Annotated in this window: 21 protein-coding genes and 4 pseudogenes; 9 read left to right on the forward strand and 16 right to left on the reverse strand. The window is 65.8% G+C overall.

The features are described 5' to 3' along the window. Window positions 1-149: 149 nt before the first annotated feature. Window positions 150-629 (reverse strand): hypothetical protein, encoded by a 480-nt coding sequence (locus G6045_RS05870; protein WP_235967585.1) that lies wholly within the window; start codon window positions 627-629, stop codon window positions 150-152. Between the two features lie 33 nt (window positions 630-662). Between G6045_RS05870 and G6045_RS05875 the strand changes: the two genes are divergently transcribed. Continuing rightward, window positions 663-923, forward strand: a complete 261-nt coding sequence (locus G6045_RS05875) for a hypothetical protein (RefSeq protein WP_165330730.1) — start codon at window positions 663-665, stop codon at window positions 921-923. Window positions 924-1386: 463 nt separating this feature from the next. Continuing rightward, on the forward strand, window positions 1387-2271 hold the full coding sequence (locus G6045_RS05880) for a replication-relaxation family protein (RefSeq protein WP_235967586.1): 885 nt from the start codon (window positions 1387-1389) through the stop codon (window positions 2269-2271). A 53-nt stretch (window positions 2272-2324) separates the two neighbouring features. Here the strand turns inward: G6045_RS05880 and G6045_RS05885 are convergent. The 3 genes and pseudogenes from G6045_RS05885 to G6045_RS05895 form a co-directional block, all read right to left on the reverse strand. Continuing rightward, a pseudogene (locus tag G6045_RS05885) lies at window positions 2325-3193 on the reverse strand (IS5 family transposase). Window positions 3194-3361: 168 nt separating this feature from the next. Next, a complete protein-coding gene (locus tag G6045_RS05890) occupies window positions 3362-3805 on the reverse strand; it encodes a cytidine deaminase (protein ID WP_165330731.1) in 444 nt (147 codons plus the stop codon). A 193-nt stretch (window positions 3806-3998) separates the two neighbouring features. Continuing rightward, window positions 3999-4292: an Imm32 family immunity protein gene (locus tag G6045_RS05895; RefSeq protein WP_165330732.1), complete on the reverse strand. Its 294-nt coding sequence runs from the start codon at window positions 4290-4292 to the stop codon at window positions 3999-4001. A gap of 239 nt (window positions 4293-4531) precedes the next feature. On the opposite strand from G6045_RS05895, the gene G6045_RS05900 reads away from it, so the two are divergent. Together G6045_RS05900 and G6045_RS05905 are read left to right on the forward strand one after the other, a co-directional pair. After that, on the forward strand, window positions 4532-4783 hold the full coding sequence (locus G6045_RS05900) for a hypothetical protein (RefSeq protein WP_165330733.1): 252 nt from the start codon (window positions 4532-4534) through the stop codon (window positions 4781-4783). A gap of 3 nt (window positions 4784-4786) precedes the next feature. Then, window positions 4787-5164 (forward strand): toxin Doc, encoded by a 378-nt coding sequence (locus tag G6045_RS05905; protein ID WP_165330734.1) that lies wholly within the window; start codon window positions 4787-4789, stop codon window positions 5162-5164. 182 nt (window positions 5165-5346) lie between these two features. Here G6045_RS05905 and G6045_RS41210 read toward each other — a convergent pair whose 3' ends face one another. After that, window positions 5347-5505, reverse strand: coding sequence for a hypothetical protein (locus tag G6045_RS41210; protein WP_328707668.1), 159 nt, complete (start codon window positions 5503-5505; stop codon window positions 5347-5349). Between G6045_RS41210 and G6045_RS42140 the strand changes: the two genes are divergently transcribed. Further along, window positions 5431-5646 (forward strand): hypothetical protein, encoded by a 216-nt coding sequence (locus G6045_RS42140; protein WP_328707671.1) that lies wholly within the window; start codon window positions 5431-5433, stop codon window positions 5644-5646. The two genes, G6045_RS41210 and G6045_RS42140, sit on opposite strands and share 75 nt — an antisense overlap. Window positions 5647-5649: 3 nt before the next feature. Here the strand turns inward: G6045_RS42140 and G6045_RS05915 are convergent, their stop codons facing one another. From G6045_RS05915 to G6045_RS05930, 4 genes are all read right to left on the reverse strand, one after another. After that, window positions 5650-5916, reverse strand: coding sequence for a hypothetical protein (locus G6045_RS05915; protein WP_165330735.1), 267 nt, complete (start codon window positions 5914-5916; stop codon window positions 5650-5652). 170 nt (window positions 5917-6086) lie between these two features. Continuing rightward, window positions 6087-6479 (reverse strand): SMI1/KNR4 family protein, encoded by a 393-nt coding sequence (locus G6045_RS05920; protein WP_165330736.1) that lies wholly within the window; start codon window positions 6477-6479, stop codon window positions 6087-6089. 83 nt (window positions 6480-6562) lie between these two features. Continuing rightward, the gene (locus G6045_RS05925; protein ID WP_328707669.1) at window positions 6563-6958 is read right to left on the reverse strand and encodes a CPCC family cysteine-rich protein; all 396 of its coding nucleotides are present in this window, start codon (window positions 6956-6958) and stop codon (window positions 6563-6565) included. Window positions 6959-7322: 364 nt separating this feature from the next. Further along, the gene (locus G6045_RS05930; RefSeq protein WP_165330738.1) at window positions 7323-8231 is read right to left on the reverse strand and encodes a YDG/SRA domain-containing protein; all 909 of its coding nucleotides are present in this window, start codon (window positions 8229-8231) and stop codon (window positions 7323-7325) included. Between the two features lie 284 nt (window positions 8232-8515). Between G6045_RS05930 and G6045_RS05935 the strand changes: the two genes are divergently transcribed. Continuing rightward, a complete protein-coding gene (locus G6045_RS05935; RefSeq protein ID WP_165330739.1) occupies window positions 8516-8740 on the forward strand; it encodes a hypothetical protein in 225 nt (74 codons plus the stop codon). 829 nt (window positions 8741-9569) lie between these two features. Here the strand turns inward: G6045_RS05935 and G6045_RS05940 are convergent. From G6045_RS05940 to G6045_RS05950, 3 genes and pseudogenes are all read right to left on the reverse strand, one after another. Next, window positions 9570-10151, reverse strand: a complete 582-nt coding sequence (locus tag G6045_RS05940) for an HAD domain-containing protein (RefSeq protein ID WP_165330740.1) — start codon at window positions 10149-10151, stop codon at window positions 9570-9572. Between the two features lie 32 nt (window positions 10152-10183). Next, window positions 10184-10570, reverse strand: a pseudogene (locus tag G6045_RS05945) (SAM-dependent methyltransferase); the annotation flags it as partial. 24 nt (window positions 10571-10594) lie between these two features. Then, the gene (locus tag G6045_RS05950) at window positions 10595-11356 is read right to left on the reverse strand and encodes a hypothetical protein (RefSeq protein ID WP_165330741.1); all 762 of its coding nucleotides are present in this window, start codon (window positions 11354-11356) and stop codon (window positions 10595-10597) included. A 230-nt stretch (window positions 11357-11586) separates the two neighbouring features. Here G6045_RS05950 and G6045_RS05955 point away from each other — a divergent pair. Together G6045_RS05955 and G6045_RS05960 are read left to right on the forward strand one after the other, a co-directional pair. After that, window positions 11587-12938, forward strand: a pseudogene (locus tag G6045_RS05955) (tetratricopeptide repeat protein). Between the two features lies 1 nt (window position 12939). Continuing rightward, complete coding sequence (locus G6045_RS05960; RefSeq protein WP_165330742.1) at window positions 12940-13473, forward strand: NUDIX domain-containing protein; 534 nt, start codon at window positions 12940-12942, stop codon at window positions 13471-13473. A 147-nt stretch (window positions 13474-13620) separates the two neighbouring features. On the opposite strand, the pseudogene G6045_RS41225 reads toward G6045_RS05960, so the two are convergent. Both G6045_RS41225 and G6045_RS41960 read right to left on the reverse strand, forming a co-directional pair. Continuing rightward, window positions 13621-13860, reverse strand: a pseudogene (locus tag G6045_RS41225) (IS630 family transposase); the annotation flags it as partial. A 37-nt stretch (window positions 13861-13897) separates the two neighbouring features. Then, window positions 13898-14020: a hypothetical protein gene (locus tag G6045_RS41960; protein WP_268978377.1), complete on the reverse strand. Its 123-nt coding sequence runs from the start codon at window positions 14018-14020 to the stop codon at window positions 13898-13900. A 73-nt stretch (window positions 14021-14093) separates the two neighbouring features. Between G6045_RS41960 and G6045_RS05970 the strand changes: the two genes are divergently transcribed. Beyond that, a complete protein-coding gene (locus G6045_RS05970; RefSeq protein WP_165330743.1) occupies window positions 14094-14609 on the forward strand; it encodes a hypothetical protein in 516 nt (171 codons plus the stop codon). 401 nt (window positions 14610-15010) lie between these two features. Here the strand turns inward: G6045_RS05970 and G6045_RS05975 are convergent, their stop codons facing one another. Together G6045_RS05975 and G6045_RS05980 are read right to left on the reverse strand one after the other, a co-directional pair. Next, a complete protein-coding gene (locus tag G6045_RS05975; RefSeq protein ID WP_165330744.1) occupies window positions 15011-15565 on the reverse strand; it encodes an SUKH-4 family immunity protein in 555 nt (184 codons plus the stop codon). A 41-nt stretch (window positions 15566-15606) separates the two neighbouring features. Next, window positions 15607-17124: a WXG100-like domain-containing protein gene (locus G6045_RS05980; protein WP_165330745.1), complete on the reverse strand. Its 1518-nt coding sequence runs from the start codon at window positions 17122-17124 to the stop codon at window positions 15607-15609. Window positions 17125-17209: the final 85 nt, after the last annotated feature.

Raw genomic sequence — 17209 nt, forward strand, 5'->3', positions numbered from 1 at the left:
TGGAGAGCCGAGCGGGGCGCCTAGACGGCATGGCCCTTTCTGGTCGTCATGAGGTGATCGTGGTTGACATCCGACCTGGGGACAAGCCATTTCTCCAGACCTTGCGCGGCCCCCGCGTTGTATGGAATTCCGCAGGGGCTGGAGAGCGACTAGCCGCCGTGGACGCCCCACTCGTCGAGGCCTCCGTAGAGGTGAGCCTCAATGCATTGAGGTGCGTCAAGGCCAACAGCTTCGCCGCGGTAGAGGGCGATCAGCGAGTCCTCGCCTCGCCACCACGTGTCGGTCAGGCCCTGCACTTCAGGTACCGGCTCGTACCCGCCGAGGTCCAGGGACTCGACGGCCTTGCCCCTGACCTCGGTGACGGTCTCGTCCCAGCGTCCGGCATAGGCGGCGAGGGCCAAGGACTCCACCCATCCGTCCGTGTTGGAGCGCAGGGGCATCCAGCGGTTGGCATCAATCTCGAACTCGCCTTCAGGCCCGATCATGAATCCGCAGGCCATGGACACCCGCCCGCTCCCGGCCGGGAACGACGACCAGCCCTCCGCCGCCGAGGCCTTGGGAGAGTAGGCGCCCAGGATGCATGGGCCGCCCTCGTAGAACGGAGCCGGCCGCGCGGCGAGGCTGCCCATGCGGGTCCTGAAATTCCATGGCTCGGTCGATCGATGATGGCGGAGATCTACTCCGGGCACGTCACCGGCCACACCAACGCCAAGGACACACTCGGCGACGACCATCACGCCCGGGCCCGGTTCGTCGTCACCACCACCACCGGCCACTACTACGGAGACTGCGTCAAAGCCACCGGCGGCAAAGGCGACTGGCAAGACGCCTACGACGGCCGAGTGACCGGCATCGCAATCCAAGCCGCACGGTTCGAGAAGAACAGCATGTTCAACGACTGCGTCATCTACGACTACAACTGACCAACCCATTCCACACAGTGGGGACCGGGCCCGGCCCGGTAGCGGATGCGCACCCAAAGGGGCCTTCTGGCGAGCTTCGTCCCCTGGCCCGTCGAGCGCGTAGGCAGCCGACGCGCAACGGACAACACACCCGGCCCTCCCCCATGCCTGCGCGCCTTCCCTATCCCGCCCCCTTTCTTCTTTCTTGGTGGGCAGGGAGCAGCGTTGGCAGAGGGGATGTCCGGCTGCCGGTCGGGGCCGCACCAGCCACGTGACCTGCACATTCACGGATGCTTACGGCATCGCATGCAAACAGTTGTCGGACCGGTGGTGGGACGGGTTATCGGCCTGGTCCACACGGGAGTTGTCGTTTCGTGACCGTGGTCGGGCCCGAGTGGTCGACCATCCGGTGCGGGCCGGCTGCTGCGCTGACGCGTAGGGCTGGTTCCGGGCAGACGGGGCCGGCGTGCTGGGGAGGCGAGCGATGGTGCTGATCGGTGTCGACGCAGGCGACGGGGACCGGATGGCGCTGGCGGTGCTGGCGCAGTACCGGATGGCCACCACCCATCAGATGCATCGCATCCTCGGCCAGCCTGTGCGGATCGAGCAGACACGGCGCCGTCTGGCACGCCTGCGGACCCAAGGGCTCATCGAACACATCACTCTTGCGCAGGCTGGCCGCACCCGCGTCTGGTTTCCCACCGCCTACGGGCTGCAACTGGCCGGCGAATGGCCCGAGTTACGCGGACGCCGGCCCGCCAAGACCGTGACCGACCCGACCGCAGTGCGCCTCAAAGCCGCCCACACGCTGACCGTCACCGAAACCGCACTCGCCTTCCTCGAAGACGCCCGCCGCCACGATGACCTGTGCCGGCCACTGGACTGGATCCCCGAAGTCCACCACCCCATCGGCAACGGCCAAGCCGTCATCCCCGACGCCCTCATGTATTACCGGCGCGGCACCGCAGAAAAGTCGGGTGGCGCGATGCTGCGGGCCTTCATCGAAGTCGACCGGGCCACCATGGGACCCGAACGACTCGCCGCCAAACTCTCCCTCTACAACCGCCTCCACCACTACACACCCGCCACCCCCGCACACCGGCCACCAGCGCAGCCAGGCATGGAATCATGGCGACACCAGTACCCTCTCTTTCCCCGCCTGCTGTTCGTCCTCGACGGCACAGGAAAAGCCGGCGTCGAAAACCGGATCAGCGCCCTCAACGCCGCCGCCCATTCACTGGGGTCATTCCTGAGCCTGGTGCCCGTCCTCGCCACCTCCCTGACCGACCTGATCACCCACTCCCCCACCGCACCCATCTGGCGCCCCATCCACACCCCCACACAACCCACCCCCCGGCCCTGGGCCTGAGCAGCAACTCCCCCGCCACAGACCGCACTTAGAGGTCGTTTTCTCCCGTTGTTTCATCCCGTGATACGGCTTTGATTTGGTGATGCCGGGTCGAGCCAGGAGATGGTGTTCTCGCCGGTGAGGCGGCGGGCCATGAGGTCGGTCATGGCAAGGTGGATCATGGCTTCGGAGCGGTGCGGGTGGGTTTCGTAGTCGCGGGCGAGGCGCCGGTGCAGCATCAGCCAGCCGTAGGTCCGCTCGACCGCCCAGCGTTTCGGGACCGGGGTGAAACCCCTGGTCCCGGCTGTGCGTTGGACGATTTCGAGGTCGATGCCGAGGGTGGCGGCGTGTTCGATGAAGTGTTTGCGGTAGCCGCCGTCGACCCAGACTTTGCGCACGCTGGGGTGATCGACGGCGACATAGTCAAGCAGCTGGGTGCCGGCGATCGAATCCTGCACGCCGGCCGCAGTGACCAGCACTGCGAGCAATAGGCCGAGGGTGTCAGTGATGATGCTGCGTTTGCGGCCCACGATCTCCTTGCCCGCGTCGATGCCCTGCGTCTTGGCGGGACGGAGGTAGAGGTCTTCACGCTCTGGGCGTCGATCACGCAGGCCGAGGGATGGCGATGCTTGCCTTCCTGCTGGCGCACCAACTCCCGCAGTAGCCCGTTGAGCTGGGCGAAGATGCCGTCGGTCTGCCACTTGGCGAAGTACCCGTAGACCGACTGCCAGGGAGGGAAGTCGTGCGGGAGGTAGGCCCACTGACAGCCGGTACGGTCCACATACAGGATCGCGTTCATGATCTCGCGAAGGCCGTGCCGGGGCGGTCGGCCGAAGTCCAGAGCCCGACCGCGGCGCTCGAAGCGCCACGCAGTCAGGACCGGCTCAATCAACTCCCAGCGGGCATCGGACAGATCACTTGGATACGCGCGACGTTCGGTCATGACCCGGACATACCGCCGAACGAGGCGTGCGCCCAGGCGTGCGTTCTGGCCCGTGGGAGCACGGATCAGAACGGGGCGTCCTGGAATGAGACAGGCGTAAGCAGCCACGGCCAAGCGGGGAAGTTGCTGTGGTTGCTGTACTTGGCTGCTATACCGCCATGGGCGCGGTCACTCGGAGTGCTGTGCCTGAGAAGGCCATTGCCCGTCGGCAAACTGCGGCCCCCAGTAGTAGGGATTCACTTCCGCGAGAGTGCGTGTCTTCCAACGAGTCGAGTCGCCTTCCTCCGGAACGGCGACTTCGACGGACGGCCCCCACAGCGCGAGCCGTTCCTGGCAGACGCCACAGGGCGGCAGGATCAAAATCCGGTCGCGTTCCACGTCACGGCAGACGCAGACGGAAGCAGTGACGGTTCGGTCCTGGGTATATGCCTGTATGAACGCCCCGGTCTCCTGGCAGAGCGCGACCGAGCCGTTCATGTTGTCAAGGCCCACGCTGGTCAGGATCCCCCCATCGGCGAGCCGCACCGCAGCCGCCCCGCCAGGTTCACCCACGGGCCAGCGTCGCTCCATAAGTTCCACGGCCGCGTCCACAAGCACCTGATCAAGTTTCATGCGCCGGAGTTTGCCACGACGGCCGAGCCGCACGACCACGACCACGTGCTTAGAAGGTGCCTGGACCGTCGCTGCTGCTGAGGGTCTTGACCAGTGCGTTCGCGCCGGGGGATCAGCGGATCCGCTTTACTTCGACACGCATTCGACAGGCGGTCTCAGCAGGGGCAGACTTTGGCGCCATCCGCGGTCGACCTCATTCTTCATCGCCACACCGTTCCAGAACTAGTTCAGCGGACCCTTCCGACAGGCCGTTGCCGTCCTCCAGATGAAGGTGGCTCCCGTCGGGCACCCCGTCCTGCGCGAGGGTGACCAGGTGGCTGGCCAGTGTTCTGAGGCCTTCGGCATTCGCCTCGACGACCACCGTGCTGCCGAGGTTCCTCACCTCGATCCGTGCGCCCTGTTCCCAGGTGAAGACCTGCGCGACGCCATCGGTAACGGTCGTGACGCGGGTACTTTCGGGCGGGGCGTTACTGGATCCGTAGGTCATGAGGACCACGCTTCCTTGGCTCCAGGAAGCCGTCCAGCGTCCGATTCTCCTGCTCGTCGCGACTCACTTCGACGTGTTGCCCAAGGCGTCTCCGCAAGGCGTTCAGAACTCCTGACCTGCCTGCTTCGTGGCTACCAGGGACGTTCTCGGGGTCTTCGCTATCCAGCCTACCTACGCTGGCCGCACCATGCCGCTCCGCCCCTTCTCGGGCGTATGGCAGGTGCTGTACGTTGCTGTGTATGGCCGACAAGAGCGAAAAGATCACCATCAGGGTCAGTGCGGAGACTGCGCAGCGTTTGAAGATGCGCGCCGACGCCGAAAGAACCACGGTCACCGCGCTCCTCACCGAGGCCGCCGAGCGCGACCCACGCCTCGAGCTGGCCGCCGCACGGTTCCGCGAGCTGATGAAGTCGTCGCTCGTCGACGAATTCGCCGCAGCCTTCCCCGACGAGGAACCCGACGGTAACCGCCGCGAGGACCGGGCCGCCTGAGCGATGCCACCCGAGCTCTACATCGACGTGGCCTGGCTGCTCGAGCAGCAGGCCGAGTTTCTTCCCAAGGCTCTGGAGGTCTCCGACTTCTCCGGCCTGGTCGCCTCCGTGGCCCGCCACAAGGTCAACACTCCGAAACTGGGCTATCTCCCGGACGCCTCCTGGCGCGCGGCCGCGCTCTTCCACGAGATCGTCAGCGTCCGGCCCCTGCCCGCGCGCAATCCCACCTTTGCTGCGCTCGTCACAATCTCCTACATGCAGGCTTCCGGCGAAGGCCTCGCCGAGCCCTACGGCGCCTTCATCGACCTTGCCAAGGACGTACGAGGAGGCCGCGCAGACGTTTACATCTGTGCCGAACGCATCCGCGCCTGGCGCATCTGAACACCCGCCACTGCAGCCAGAGTTGGCGCCAGACACGGCGCTGGCCTCCCGACATGGACGGAGAGGCTGCTCGGATTGTGGTCTGGCACAGGATGCAGTTGCTGCGCCTGGAGCCGCCTCCCTTGGCTGCGGCGCGTATCGCGGGGAGCAGGCGCCGGACCAGTCACACGCTGAGGTTTGGCTCATCCGCGTACGCCAGGACCGCCGGCCGGGGCGCCCAGCAGGTACTTCGGCAGGTAACCAGAGCGGATACGCAGGGCCCATCCGTGGACTTGCACGGCCAGCCCCGCCAGGGCGATCGGCATGACTGGCAGAAGGTCGCAAGGCGCTGCATCGACCACGGCTTCCTCGCGCCACCGCGTCAGCCGGCGTTCGAGCTCGTCCTCGAAGTCAGCCTGTACCGGCGTGCCGAGACTCAGTGGCCGAGCATTGTGGCCAGCGCCGCTGGCATCGTCGCCGACTCCCACCAGGTCGGTGGCTGAGGTTCAGTCGTCGAACACATTCAGGAACGTGGTGGACACCCACCGAAACTCCTCGTAATCGTTGCGCGACTCAAGCAAGCCGGCTTCCACAAGCGCCAAGAGGGTGGCGTGGAGAGCTCGCCCAGCCGGGTTGTCTTCCCAGAAGATCCTCTTGCTTTTCGAGAAGGGGACGTCAGCTGTGAGCACACCCAGGCTCAACCCCAGCTCGTATGCGGCCTGGTCCCAGTCGACCCAGTCCTCCAACGCTTCCGAAAAGCCCACTTCAGTCACTCACCCTTCTCCTCGTTACGGTTCCATTCGAGTTCAGAGGTCGCTCGGCGGACCGTGAGTGAATCCCGGACTGATCGACATTGGTCATGGAACAGGGCCGCACGGAGACTCCCGCAGCCGTCGACAAACGACTCCCGTTTCGGGATCAGGCACATATTCCGTGAGGTCGATCAAGGTACGGGGTCGTCCCAGTTCCACCCGGTCTGGGGGAACTGTTCGAGAAAGTCTGCGAGCGAGGACGCCTGGTGGATTGCGGATGACCAGTCTTGTGCGGAGACGTCGAGCAGGACCAGAGGCGGCGGGTTCTGCCGGAAGTCATAGGCGAGCATCTCGCGGCTTCCGTCACCGCCAATGACGAGGCTCTTGGGGAATCGCTCCTGGAACTCGCCGGCCTCGTTGACCTCGATAAGTTCCGCAATCTCATTGATCATCAGGAAGTCGTCGGCCGGGAGGACGAACTGACTCATGCTGCCCTGTGTCGTCAGGAAGCGCCGGTAGTCCTGAGGGAGCTCGACTCCAAAGTGCTGCTCAACCTGCGTGATCCAGTCCTCGTTCGAACTCATGACGCTGTTCTACCAAGGCGGCATCCTGCCGAGCACCACGCCCCTGAGCGGCGGTAAGGAGCATGCGCTTGCGCGGGAGAGGCTCAGCCTGCGTCAGGCGAGGCATCTCGGCGCCAAAAGGTCGGCAGCCACCGACACAGAACCGAGCGGTCCTCAGGCCACGGGACCCGCTCCGCTGCGCCCCAGTCCTCGAAGGAGTCACGGGATTGATCGATGGCGCGCCACGCCGGGTCGAAAGGCTCGTCCACCGCCGCCGGCTGTACGAACCGTCGGCCATGATGGTCGCAGGCACCGAACTCACGATAGTTCCGCTGGGCTTCGACAAGGGACACGCGGTTGGCTCCGCCATCCATCGTGGGCCACCCGAACTGAACGCCGTCATCCTCCCAGAAGCAGACAGGGCAAATCTGGCAGGAACCGGGCATCTCATCGAGAACGAGATGCCCGGGCCGTGTGCTTCTCCGGTTCGTCGGGCATATCGCCCGCGTTGGCGCAGCCCCTGGTCACCGTTGCCGGGAGCCGGTCGGGCCCCGCTCATGGCCTTGATGCCCTCGATACTGCGCAGTTGGTGCAGGAGTCCGTACTGCGCGGCTGTCCTGGCGGCCTGGTCGAGGACGAGGTGTCCATCATCCCGAGTCGCTGTGTCGGAGAGCAGGATGTGGCCATGAGCGGTGTCCAGTCGCACGCGTTGCATCGGTAGTTCCTCTGTTGCGGGCGATGTCGATGAAGTGCAGGGCCTGGGTGAGGTCGCCGGCGCCGCGGGCGGCGAAGGCGAGTTTCTGGTCGGCCACCGACCAGTCGCGAGCACCGCCTCGCGGTTCCGCCCCAAGGCGATCCACCTGGCTAGTCTTGCCGCCACCGCTCGCGGTGCTTCCGCACGCACTCCATGTCAAGGACGTGGCGAGGGTGGGTACGTAGAACTCCGACCTCGACGCCTCCGCGAATGACGCTCAAATCGTCGTTGATCACGATAGCGCCAGCATCGAGCATCACATGGCAATTCGAACACAGGCAGAGCACGTTGCCCGTAATGTCGGGGCCGTTGTGAGGGCGGCCAAGAGCCTGCATATGGGCGCCTTCGCTGTAGCTGCCGCCCGGAACCTCAATCTGCACAGCGCAGATCTGGCAGCAATTGTCGTGCCACGCTTTGACCTGCCGCTTCACCGCACTACTACGAACGATGCGCTGAACACTGGTGCTCACACGTTCAGGTGACTCGTTGCCCGCTGGAACCAGCTCATTGCCAGAAGCAGCCGCCTCTTCAAGGTCCGCAAGCGTCTCCTGCTGAACCGGCTCTGGGAGCGGCGTGCCCTCGTACGACTCCAGGCGGAACTGCCAGATCAGGAATCCATCGATGCCGAGTTTGCTGCCGTAGCGGGTGACGCGGAAGAGCCCGTCGTATCTGTAGCCCTGAGCCGGCGCCCACTGCGACCCACTGTGTGCGCCGCGGACCACGCGGACAGGAAGACCTTCGAGGTAGCTGGTAATGAGTGCTGCATTTCCAGCGTCGTCCAGGCTCTGATCACTGACCTGGTTCCCTGACGAGTCCTGGCCGCCGTGGCCCGTGTAGACGATGACGTGGCCGAAGTCCTCGTCGTCCTTGTACCCACCGGATACGACGATCGATTCGGCGCCCCTCCTCTTGGTGCCACAGATGCCGGCTTGGAGTGGGCGATGGATGCCGGCCTCGTGGGTGAGCCGCCGGCTGGCGAACTCCTGGCCGATCTGAGTGTCGGGCACTTCACCAATCATGGACACAGCCTTGCACCACCCACTGACAACGGCGTTGACCTGCTACGAGTTGGCGCGGGGCCAGTTGAAGCCCTATTGGCGCTCGGGGCGGAGGTTCTACGGCAGCTCGCAACCTGGAACGCCGACGCCCTCGCGGCGCAGCTCGGCTACCCGCTTGCCGAAGGCACTCGGACCCAACCCAGTGCACGGGGCTATCCAGGACATCGCCGACGCCACGATCACACGAGCCACGTCAAGATCATGGCACTGCCTCAAGGCAGGCAGCGCGGCCGTTGATTCTGCGCATGGCGGAGCAGGCCGAAGCACTACAGCTCGCCGTCGGGCTCGTGGAACGGAGCCAGCATAAAGACGAACCGGCCCTCGATGCGGACACCGAGCGAGTCCGCGAGGGCTACGGCCTGCTGATCGTGCCCTACAACTCCGTTGAATACCTTGCCTCGCGGAACGTGCGACACCAACTGCTGGGTTGCTGGCCGATCCTCGACGACCTCACCACCGGAGACGTATGAAGTCTGTCGGGCGTGCGCCCTGTGCAAGTGCCCAAGCCGCTCCCCCATCACAAGCGCCACCCAGCGCCACCCCGAACTAATACTCAAATCCGGCATAGGGGCCCGCTGATCCGCAACGGAAATGTCGTCATCCGGGTGCGTCAGCGGCACGAGCCAAGATCGCACCGTGCGTTGCGAGCGCACCGACCAAAGGTTTACCCGACGCCCGGCCAGCAACCAACGGGCCGCCAACACGTACCTGCCCCGGCCTCCTACATGCTGCCGATCGCCCGCGCACCTACCCTCCCCCGGTGGCCTCGCCTTCGCGCTCGTCTTCACCGCCCTGCATCCGGCACGCGCCGCTACTCACTGGCAGGCCCAGCGCGACCACGAACAGCAAGGTCAGCGGCCGAGGAAGCCTTCCGCCATCTCCCGACCGGCTACCAGCAGGTCGCCGCACCCCATCTGGCCGGCCTCGCCCAACGGGCACCACGCCGCCATCCAGCGCTTCGAGACCGCCGTACGCGAGGCCATGCTCGACCACGCGACCGCATCCTCACCGACCCCGCCCGGCCCGCTCTGGCAACCACACTCGCGAAACCGCAGGCCATACCCCTCGCGTCCTCCTCGCCGAAGTGGCCGCCAGCAGGGAACTCGACACAGCCGAATGTCCAGCCGAGGTCCTTCAACGCCTGCCCAACCCTGTCTTGGGCGCGACAGCGGCACCTCCCGCCGTCCAGCCTTCGGGTCCGGCCGTGAGCCCGACTCGCGAGGAGCGTCGTCGGCAGCAGTAGCTGCAAGCGCCAGGATGCCTGCGAGTCGCGCGGCGCGGACAGGTTCTGTGCCATACCTAAGGGACTTCGCGCCCAGGCGCGGCCGCCGGCACAGGCGATGCGATGTCTCCGCTCAGCGCTCTCGCCCACGATGTGACCTGAGTGAGGTGCTCGGGCTGGAGCCCGATATGGGCGTCCGGCTGCACGAGGAGGGTGGGGAAGCCCACAGCTGTACGCTGCGCAGCCCACTCGTGATCGAGCGGAGTGAAGTCGTCATCGATCCAGACCGCAGGTTCGTTGCCGAGCCACGCGTCGACGTAGTCGCGCTTCCAGAGGTAGCCGTTGGGATGGGGCGTCGTGATCTTGGGGTGCGGGAGGTCGACGTACGCGAGGGCCGGAAGGCCGAGGAGCGGGCCGATCAGCGTGGTGGCGTCCCGGCGCCAACTCGTGCACCAGACCAGGGTGAGCGGCACGCTCCGGAACATGTCGGTGAGCATTGGCCCGTGCGCCGGGTTGAGCCAGACGGTGACCGGATCCTCTGGGGCCCGGCCGTCCAGCACGACCTCGTGGCGGACGTGCGTGGCGGGGATGCTGCCGTCGCCCTGGGGGAAAGGTATGAGGACACCGTCGATGTCCAGCAGCAGGTAGGGCACGTTCATGGGTGCCTCCATTGGGTGGGGCGGTCGCAGCGTCAGAGCTTGCGGGCCGTGATCAGCAAGGTCGTGGGCCAGTGGCCGAGCCGTGCGTCGTGGAACTCGTGGGCGGCGGTGAGCCATAGGCCGGCGTCGGCAAGATGCCGCTGCCACTGCTCGGCGATGAAGTCCCAGCGGGCGACGGGCAGTCGGGTGTGGTCGGGCAGAACGACGTAGTCCCGGCGGGGGCGGTCGCCCGTGGCCGCGCGGCGTCCTCCTCGCTGAGGGTGTGGGGTGGAAAAGGCGAGGGTGCGACCAGGCTTGAGGCGCTGAGCGATGGCGGGCAGCAGCAGCTCAGGGGCTACGAGGCCGACGGCGCCGAACACGGAGTAGATGGCGTCGAACTGCTCGTCGCAGCCCTGCAGGTAGTGCAGTGCGTGGCCGGCCCGCCCCCAGAGCCTGGTCAGCTGTTACGCGGTGGGGTCGCTCACGTGGTGGGCGTAGACCTGCTCGATCCATCCGGCCTTGAACTTGGCAAGGTCGTCACGGAAGTTGGCCATCGACGCACCGTAGGGCGCGACGACACCACCGGACTGGTCCGGCACGGACTGGCAGCCGTGCACGAGGCGTCCGCCGAGGGCGGCGTGGGCCTTGATGGACTCGATGCGGCGGTGCTCGTTGAACCAGCCGCCGTGGTAGACCTCGTCGAGCATGCCGCCGGTCTCGTCGTCGAGGTCGAAGACGACGGAGGTGGCGGCGGGGAAGAACCAGCACGGGCCAACGTTCGAGATGTGGCCGTCCAGCTCAACCTTGTTCAGCGCCATCAGCGTGGCGGCCTCGAGCAGCATCCGCAGATGCTCGGCGTTGATCTGGGGCAGGCCGAGGCCGGCGAGGTGCTCGTCGCGGAACAGATACGCGTACACCTCGAATGCGGTGGACAGGACCTGGGCCGCGTCCGAGGTGGGCCCTGCGTGGACCTTGATGAAGTCGAGGGCGAGCTGCTCGACCGCGCTCTCCGCGGTCTCATCCACGTCCAGGAGCTGGGACTTGACCAACTCCCAGTCGGCGACGAGCCACGTGTGGGACTCGAAGCGGAAGAAGTACTCGGCCGGGTTGATGGTGATGCGCCGGCCTTCGACCTGGATGCCGGGCAGGCGGCTCCAGCGCTCGTCGAAGGGGGCGGGCAACTCGACCGTGATGGCCGTGGCGGTTGCCGTGTCGATGGTGGTCACCGGGGTCTCCGTCTCTGATCGGCCGGGTTCGGGCATAGGAATGCCCGGACCCGGAGCAGGCGTACGGAACTTGAGGTGCCGCCCGGCCAAGTGGGGAGCCTGGATTCACGGTCGGAGCTGGAACCGTTCCGGGCGGCTGATGATTAGTGAACCGTCGGTCACGCTCAGTGGGTACGGTGAACGCGAGGCCAAGCGGTATACGCGGTTTACAGCCCCGGAGCGGAGGGATCGTGGCAGCGCCCAGAGAGCCCAACTCCCGTCTGCGCGAGACCATCGAGGCCGTCGGCTGCACCTTCGAGGCCCTCGCCAAGGACGTCCGCCGCGTCGCCGCGGAGAACGGCGAGATGCTGCAGACCAACAAGTCGGCCATCTCCCACTGGGTAAGCGGAGCCCGTCAGCCCACCGGCAGGACCGGCCAGTACCTTGCCGAAGCCCTCTCCCGCCGGTCGCACAGGACTATCACGCAGGTCGAGATCGGCCTGGCCGCCCCGGAATCCGTGGCTGTCGAACCGGACCAGGATCCGGTCCTCGCCGCTACCGACCTCGGTCGCGCCGACGTCGAACGCCGCCGCTTCCTCGCCATCGCCGCCTTCACCACCGCCGGCGTCGCCATGCCGCTCGCCTACGACCATGAGGCCGCCGCCCGAATGCTCCGCGCCCGCACCGGCACGACCCTGGTGGGCGCGGAGGACGTGGACGTCGTACGGCAGATCACCGCGGCCTTCAGCGCCGCCGACGAACGCCTGGGTGGAGGCCACGGCCTGACCACCGTGACCGCCTACCTCGCCGACACAGCCGCCCCCATGCTCCGCGCCCGCTTCCCGACCGATGCGTTACGCCGGGCTGCCTTCGGCGCGGTGGCCGAACTCGCCTACCTGGCAGGCTGGAAGCACCACGACCTCGGCCAGGAGGGCGCCGCCCAGCGCTACTACCAAGTCGGCTACCAGCTCGCCTGCGAAGCCGACCCGCACGGCCACGCCGCCTGGATGATGCGCGCCCTCGCCCACCAGGCCCTCAGCCTCAAACAGCCCCACCACTGCATCGACCTCGCCGAAGCCGCGCTCGCCGACGGCCTCGGCCACATCGACGGCCAGACCGAGGCCCTGCTCCACATCACCCACGCGCGTGCGTACGCGGCCACCGGCGAGCGACCACACGCCGCCCGCGCCCTACTCGCCGCGGAAGACGCCCTGCTCCGCGAGGACGGCCCGCAGCCCAGCTACTCCCGCGTCAGCGGCCCGGCACCGTCGCCAGCCACACCGCCCGCACCCTCACCGACCTCGCCGATCACGTCGGCACCGAACAGCAGCACCGCGACGCCCTCACTCGTTGGGATACCGAGAAGTACAAGCGCGTTCACGCCCTCACGTATGCCGACCTCGGCGACAGCCTCGCGGCACAGACCCGCGCCGATGAAGCGGTCGCCGCCTGGTCCCAGTCCGTGACGCTGATGGAGGGCATGACCTCCGACCGCACCCGCAAGGCGATCACGTCACTGCGTTCCACCCTCGCGATCTACCAACGGCGCAAAGTGCCCGGAGCCGTCGAGCTCGCCCGCCGCGCGCGCGAAGTACTCACCTAACATGCCCAACAACCGGCCGACGAAGGGACGCACAGTGGCTCAACCGATCACCGACAACCAGCCCAAAGGACTCAAGCCCGCCCTCGAATCCATGACCCTGCTGGTCGCTGCCGTCATCGTCCACGACAAGGTCGAAGGGCGCGTCGTCCTCCTCCAACGCAGCCAGAACGCCAAGTTCGCCCAGGGCATGTGGGACCTGCCCGTCGGAAAGAGTGAACCCGGCGAACCCATCACCGAAACCGCGGTGCGCGAGCTCTTCGAGGAGACCGGTCTGACGGTGAAGCCAGAGTCCCTCAAAGTCGCCCACATCATCCACGGGGCATGGGGGGTTGAGGCCCCCAACGGCTTCCTCACCGTTGTTTTCGCAGCCCACGAGTGGACCGGTGCCCCCGAGAACCGCGAGCCGCGGAAGCACGCCCAGGTCCGCTGGATCGACATTGGCTCCATCCCCGAGGAGTTCGTGGACACCACTGCCAGTGCCCTCCACCGCTACCTCGACGGTGGCGCGGAGGTCTCCCTCAACGGCTGGCAGTAGCGGATACGCCTCCCACTGATGCTCCTATTGGCTGTCAAGCGGCTTGAAGCCAGGCGCGGTAGGCGCGGGCGAAGTTGTCGTCGCGGCGGATTCCTCGCTCGATGCTGGAGATGGTGGCAGGCCAGACTCCGAGGTGGTGTGCGGCTGCGGATGTCCGGCCGCGGCCCAGCCCGAACCGCCGGTGGGCCTGATTCCCAGCGGCCCGAACTCGTCGAACGCGAAGACCCGGTCGGGGAACCGGTCCAGGACGTGCTCGATCCGGTCGAGCTTGGCGTCGCGGTCGGGGTCCGGCGACTCCTTCCATGCCTTCGTGCGCTGGAAGGTGACGCCGCGCCGGGCGAACAGGCGCCGTAACGCCTCGCGGCCGATACGAATGACCCGGCAGCGAGCATCTCGGCGGTGACTTTGCTGGCCTTCACTTCACCTAAGGTCGGCTTGAGAAGTTGCGGATGATGCCCTCGGCCCGCTCGTACGAGGTGTCCTCGTCGAGCTCCGCGATGCCGAGCCAGCGGTCCAGGCGGAACGACATGGTGACCGCACTCGTCAACCTGGTGGAGGATGCTTGGTGCGGGCCTAGATTTGGTGTCCACGAACGAGCGTGGTCGCGTGGGAGGAACGTTATGGATGCCGGAACTTCGGCTGTGCTCGCGGGCGGTATCGCTGGGGCGGTGTCGCTGGGCGGCACCTGGATCACGTATCGCCAGTCCAAGCAACAGACGAAAACAGAGGCCCAACTTCAGCTCCGCGAACCCCGGAAACGCACGTATAGCGACTTCCTGCTCGCTTCCCGGGAAGCCCTCAATGCGCTTGCCCATCTGTGGGAAGAGGAGACACGGGAGGCTGACGGAGGGCGTATCGAGTCCACGATTGACGAACACCGTCCTGCGTTGCAACGCGCCCTTGCTGCGGTGAGCTTGGAAGGCCCCGAGGCCGTCAGTGACGCTGCCAACAAGGCCGTGAAAGCCTTCGGAGACCTGCACCATACAGCTCTCATCTGGAACGCGAGCGGGGGCGACACACACGACGACGGCAGGCCAGTCGGTTTCGGTGACGACTACACCCACGACATCAGGGCGGCACTGGACCACTACTTGAAGGAAGCACGTAATTCCCTGGCCACATCTGCAGACAGGTAGCAACGCGGTCGCTGATGGATGTCGTTGGGCGTGGCTGGTCACACTTCTTCGCAAGAGACGGCCCAGGAAGCTAATCGAGCAAGGTTGACCGCACACGAACCCGGTCGCCACGACGCTCAGCGGATGAGGCCACTACACAGCCCCGGTGTGCATCGTGGGCGATCAGAACGAGCAGCACAGTGACCAGCGGGAGCGAAAGAACCGCACCGCCAGCTCCGCCTGAGCAGCTAACCCGGGCGCTGAACGGCCCGCGGCGCTGAGTTCAAGCCCGCACCCGTGCGCCCAGCTCCGCGGCCGTCATCCAGTGCATCTACGGGCAGGTCTATTCGCCACCTTGCAAAACGTGCCAGACGTCCGTCAACCTTCAAGGCGTACCCCACGTCCAGAGCGGACTGTGCTCTTTACCAGATGCCGTCGATGAACTCTTCGAAGGTCAGGTGCCACTGCGACTCCTCGTCCTCGAAGGGCAGCGGGTCAAACGCGATGATGTGGGCGCGCAGGGCATCCACGCGCTCTTCCCTGTCCTCATCGTCGCTGTCTTCCAGCTCTTGCTGGAGCAGCTGGAACTGGGTCAGCGCATAGACGAGTGACTCGGCGTCGCGGTGCAGGGGCTTGCAGACGAGTCCCTGCTCGCTGTCGCCGAGGGCATAGATCGTGCCTGTTTCCGGGGCGAGGGCGAGCGTGGTGTCGGCGAACATGGCGAGTACCAGCCAGTCGTGGCTCTCCTTGGGGACCGTGCCCTTGTCTGCGTACCACTGCCTGAGGTTGATCGAGTCGTCGGCGCGCAGGCTGGCCTTGGACATGAACCATTCGGTGTCGGGCAGGCCAATGCCGCTCAGCAACTGTGCGGTGCGATCGTTCAGTTGGTGGTGCGGGGAGCTGTAGCGGGGGAAGTAGACGACACCCGTCAGCCCAAACGCGGCGCGTACCTCGTCCGCGGAAACGACGAAGTTCATACGGGAACCCTAGCATTCTGTCGAACCGGTGAGTAAGTCATCTAGCGGCCATGGTGGGCTTGTAGCTCTTCCATGTATTTTTGGTGCTCGATATCACGCTTGTGCCGACCGACGTCCTGGTCGTAGGTGTTGGCGTGATGCACGGTGTCCGCCTCTTTGAAGTATTTGGCTAGCCATGCATCGCACCGCGGTCTTTTTTGGCATGGCTCGCGCTCGGTGAAGACTTCCTGCAGGCCGTCTTGTTTCTCGTTGTGCAAAAGGGGATAGCCGATGGAGCGCTCTGAGTGCAGGCTCTTTTCGGAGTAGCCGACGAGGATGCTCTCACCGCGTCCGTCGGGGTCGATGTACCGTCCGGCGGCGTAGTTGTTTCCCTTGTAGTCGTCGCGGGCGTAGCGGGCCAACTGTGTGGCTTGGCCTAGCTCGTCGGTGTAGGGGTCGACCTTGGTCGATGTCACCTTCTTCGTGTCGGTGTCCGAGACGCTGTACTCTTCGCGCTCTCCTCGCGTGGACGGGCGGTATGCCTTGCCATCGTTGAGGATGCCGTCCAGGCGCGTCTTGTCGGTCGAGTCCAGGGCTTTGAGGTCGCCGTCGGCTTCCAGTCGGCGAACGGTTCCGTCCGCGTCCAGAAGGTACATGCGGACGTCCTTGCAGCTGTCGATGTTCTCCTTGACCTTCTTGTCGGTCTTCTTCTGGTCCTTCTTGGCCTTGTCGATGTCGGCGCCGTGCTTCTCCAGCACGGCGACGGTCTCGTCCGTCTTCTTCTCGACGGCGTCCTCGGCCTTGTCCATGACGGTCGCGAGCTTGTGGAAGCGGCTGTCCTTCTTGACCGAGGTGCGCCGCTTGCCGCCGCCGGTTTTGTGCTGCTGCTTCTTCTTGTCGAAGTTGCGCTTGGTCTCGTCGTAGCCGCCGGATGCCTTGTCGAATTCGTCGAATTCGATGACCAAGTCCGTGGCCATGTCCGCTGATCCGGACACGTAGTCGCCGGCTTTGACGTCGTCATGGGCGTCGAGCTTGTCGGTGAAGAGGTCCTCGATCTTCGCGAGGATCTTTGCCTCGATCTTGTCCGTCACGACCTCGGTGATTTGCTCGACCGCGTAGTCGATCGCTTCGTGGAGGGCGATGCGGCAGGCAGCGATGGCGGCTGCACTGAGCAGTCCGCTGAGTCCTGCGGTGAAGAACATGCCGATGACGCCGGCCGTCGCGGCCGCGGCTGTCGCACTGAGTTCGGCGATACAGGCGATCTTGCAGCCTTCGATGAAGCCGGCACAGTCATCCAGGGCGTCGGCCAGGTCGTCCAACGATCGGGAGAACGTCGCGAGATCTCTGGTGGTCAGCTTGCCCCAGCGCCGGTCGATGGCCTGGACGGTCGCGCCCTTGCTTTTGCCCGCCACGAGGTGGGAGCAGGCCCGATTGCCTTGGGTGATGGCATCGTTGATGCCTTCGGCAAGGTGGCGGTAGTCCTTGGCGGTGTCGCGGACCTCATCTTCGTCAATGTTCGGCCAGTTCACGCCGACCAGGTCGAGGACCTCTACCAGTTCGTCGGGCAGCGTCTTGCCCACGTGTTTCATCTCCCCCGTGACACATCAGTTGCTTCTGCATAGGCCACGACGTGACGAGCGGTCAACGCCGTGATCAACATCTGGC

This window comes from Streptomyces mesophilus (assembly GCF_011044995.1).
GTDB classification, from domain to species: Bacteria; Actinomycetota; Actinomycetes; order Streptomycetales; family Streptomycetaceae; genus Streptomyces; species Streptomyces mesophilus.

Bases quoted from the DNA above. Each gene is read 5' to 3' on its own strand.
- G6045_RS05870 (WP_235967585.1), bottom strand. From the start codon at position 629: ATGGGCAGCCTCGCCGCGCGGCCGGCTCCGTTCTACGAGGGCGGCCCA.
- G6045_RS05875 (WP_165330730.1), top strand. From the start codon at position 663: ATGATGGCGGAGATCTACTCCGGGCACGTCACCGGCCACACCAACGCC.
- G6045_RS05880 (WP_235967586.1), top strand. From the start codon at position 1,387: ATGGTGCTGATCGGTGTCGACGCAGGCGACGGGGACCGGATGGCGCTG.
- G6045_RS05890 (WP_165330731.1), bottom strand. From the start codon at position 3,805: ATGAAACTTGATCAGGTGCTTGTGGACGCGGCCGTGGAACTTATGGAG.
- G6045_RS05895 (WP_165330732.1), bottom strand. From the start codon at position 4,292: ATGACCTACGGATCCAGTAACGCCCCGCCCGAAAGTACCCGCGTCACG.
- G6045_RS05900 (WP_165330733.1), top strand. From the start codon at position 4,532: ATGGCCGACAAGAGCGAAAAGATCACCATCAGGGTCAGTGCGGAGACT.
- G6045_RS05905 (WP_165330734.1), top strand. From the start codon at position 4,787: ATGCCACCCGAGCTCTACATCGACGTGGCCTGGCTGCTCGAGCAGCAG.
- G6045_RS05920 (WP_165330736.1), bottom strand. From the start codon at position 6,479: ATGAGTTCGAACGAGGACTGGATCACGCAGGTTGAGCAGCACTTTGGA.
- G6045_RS05930 (WP_165330738.1), bottom strand. From the start codon at position 8,231: ATGATTGGTGAAGTGCCCGACACTCAGATCGGCCAGGAGTTCGCCAGC.
- G6045_RS05935 (WP_165330739.1), top strand. From the start codon at position 8,516: ATGGCGGAGCAGGCCGAAGCACTACAGCTCGCCGTCGGGCTCGTGGAA.
- G6045_RS05940 (WP_165330740.1), bottom strand. From the start codon at position 10,151: ATGAACGTGCCCTACCTGCTGCTGGACATCGACGGTGTCCTCATACCT.
- G6045_RS05960 (WP_165330742.1), top strand. From the start codon at position 12,940: ATGCCCAACAACCGGCCGACGAAGGGACGCACAGTGGCTCAACCGATC.
- G6045_RS05970 (WP_165330743.1), top strand. From the start codon at position 14,094: ATGGATGCCGGAACTTCGGCTGTGCTCGCGGGCGGTATCGCTGGGGCG.
- G6045_RS05975 (WP_165330744.1), bottom strand. From the start codon at position 15,565: ATGAACTTCGTCGTTTCCGCGGACGAGGTACGCGCCGCGTTTGGGCTG.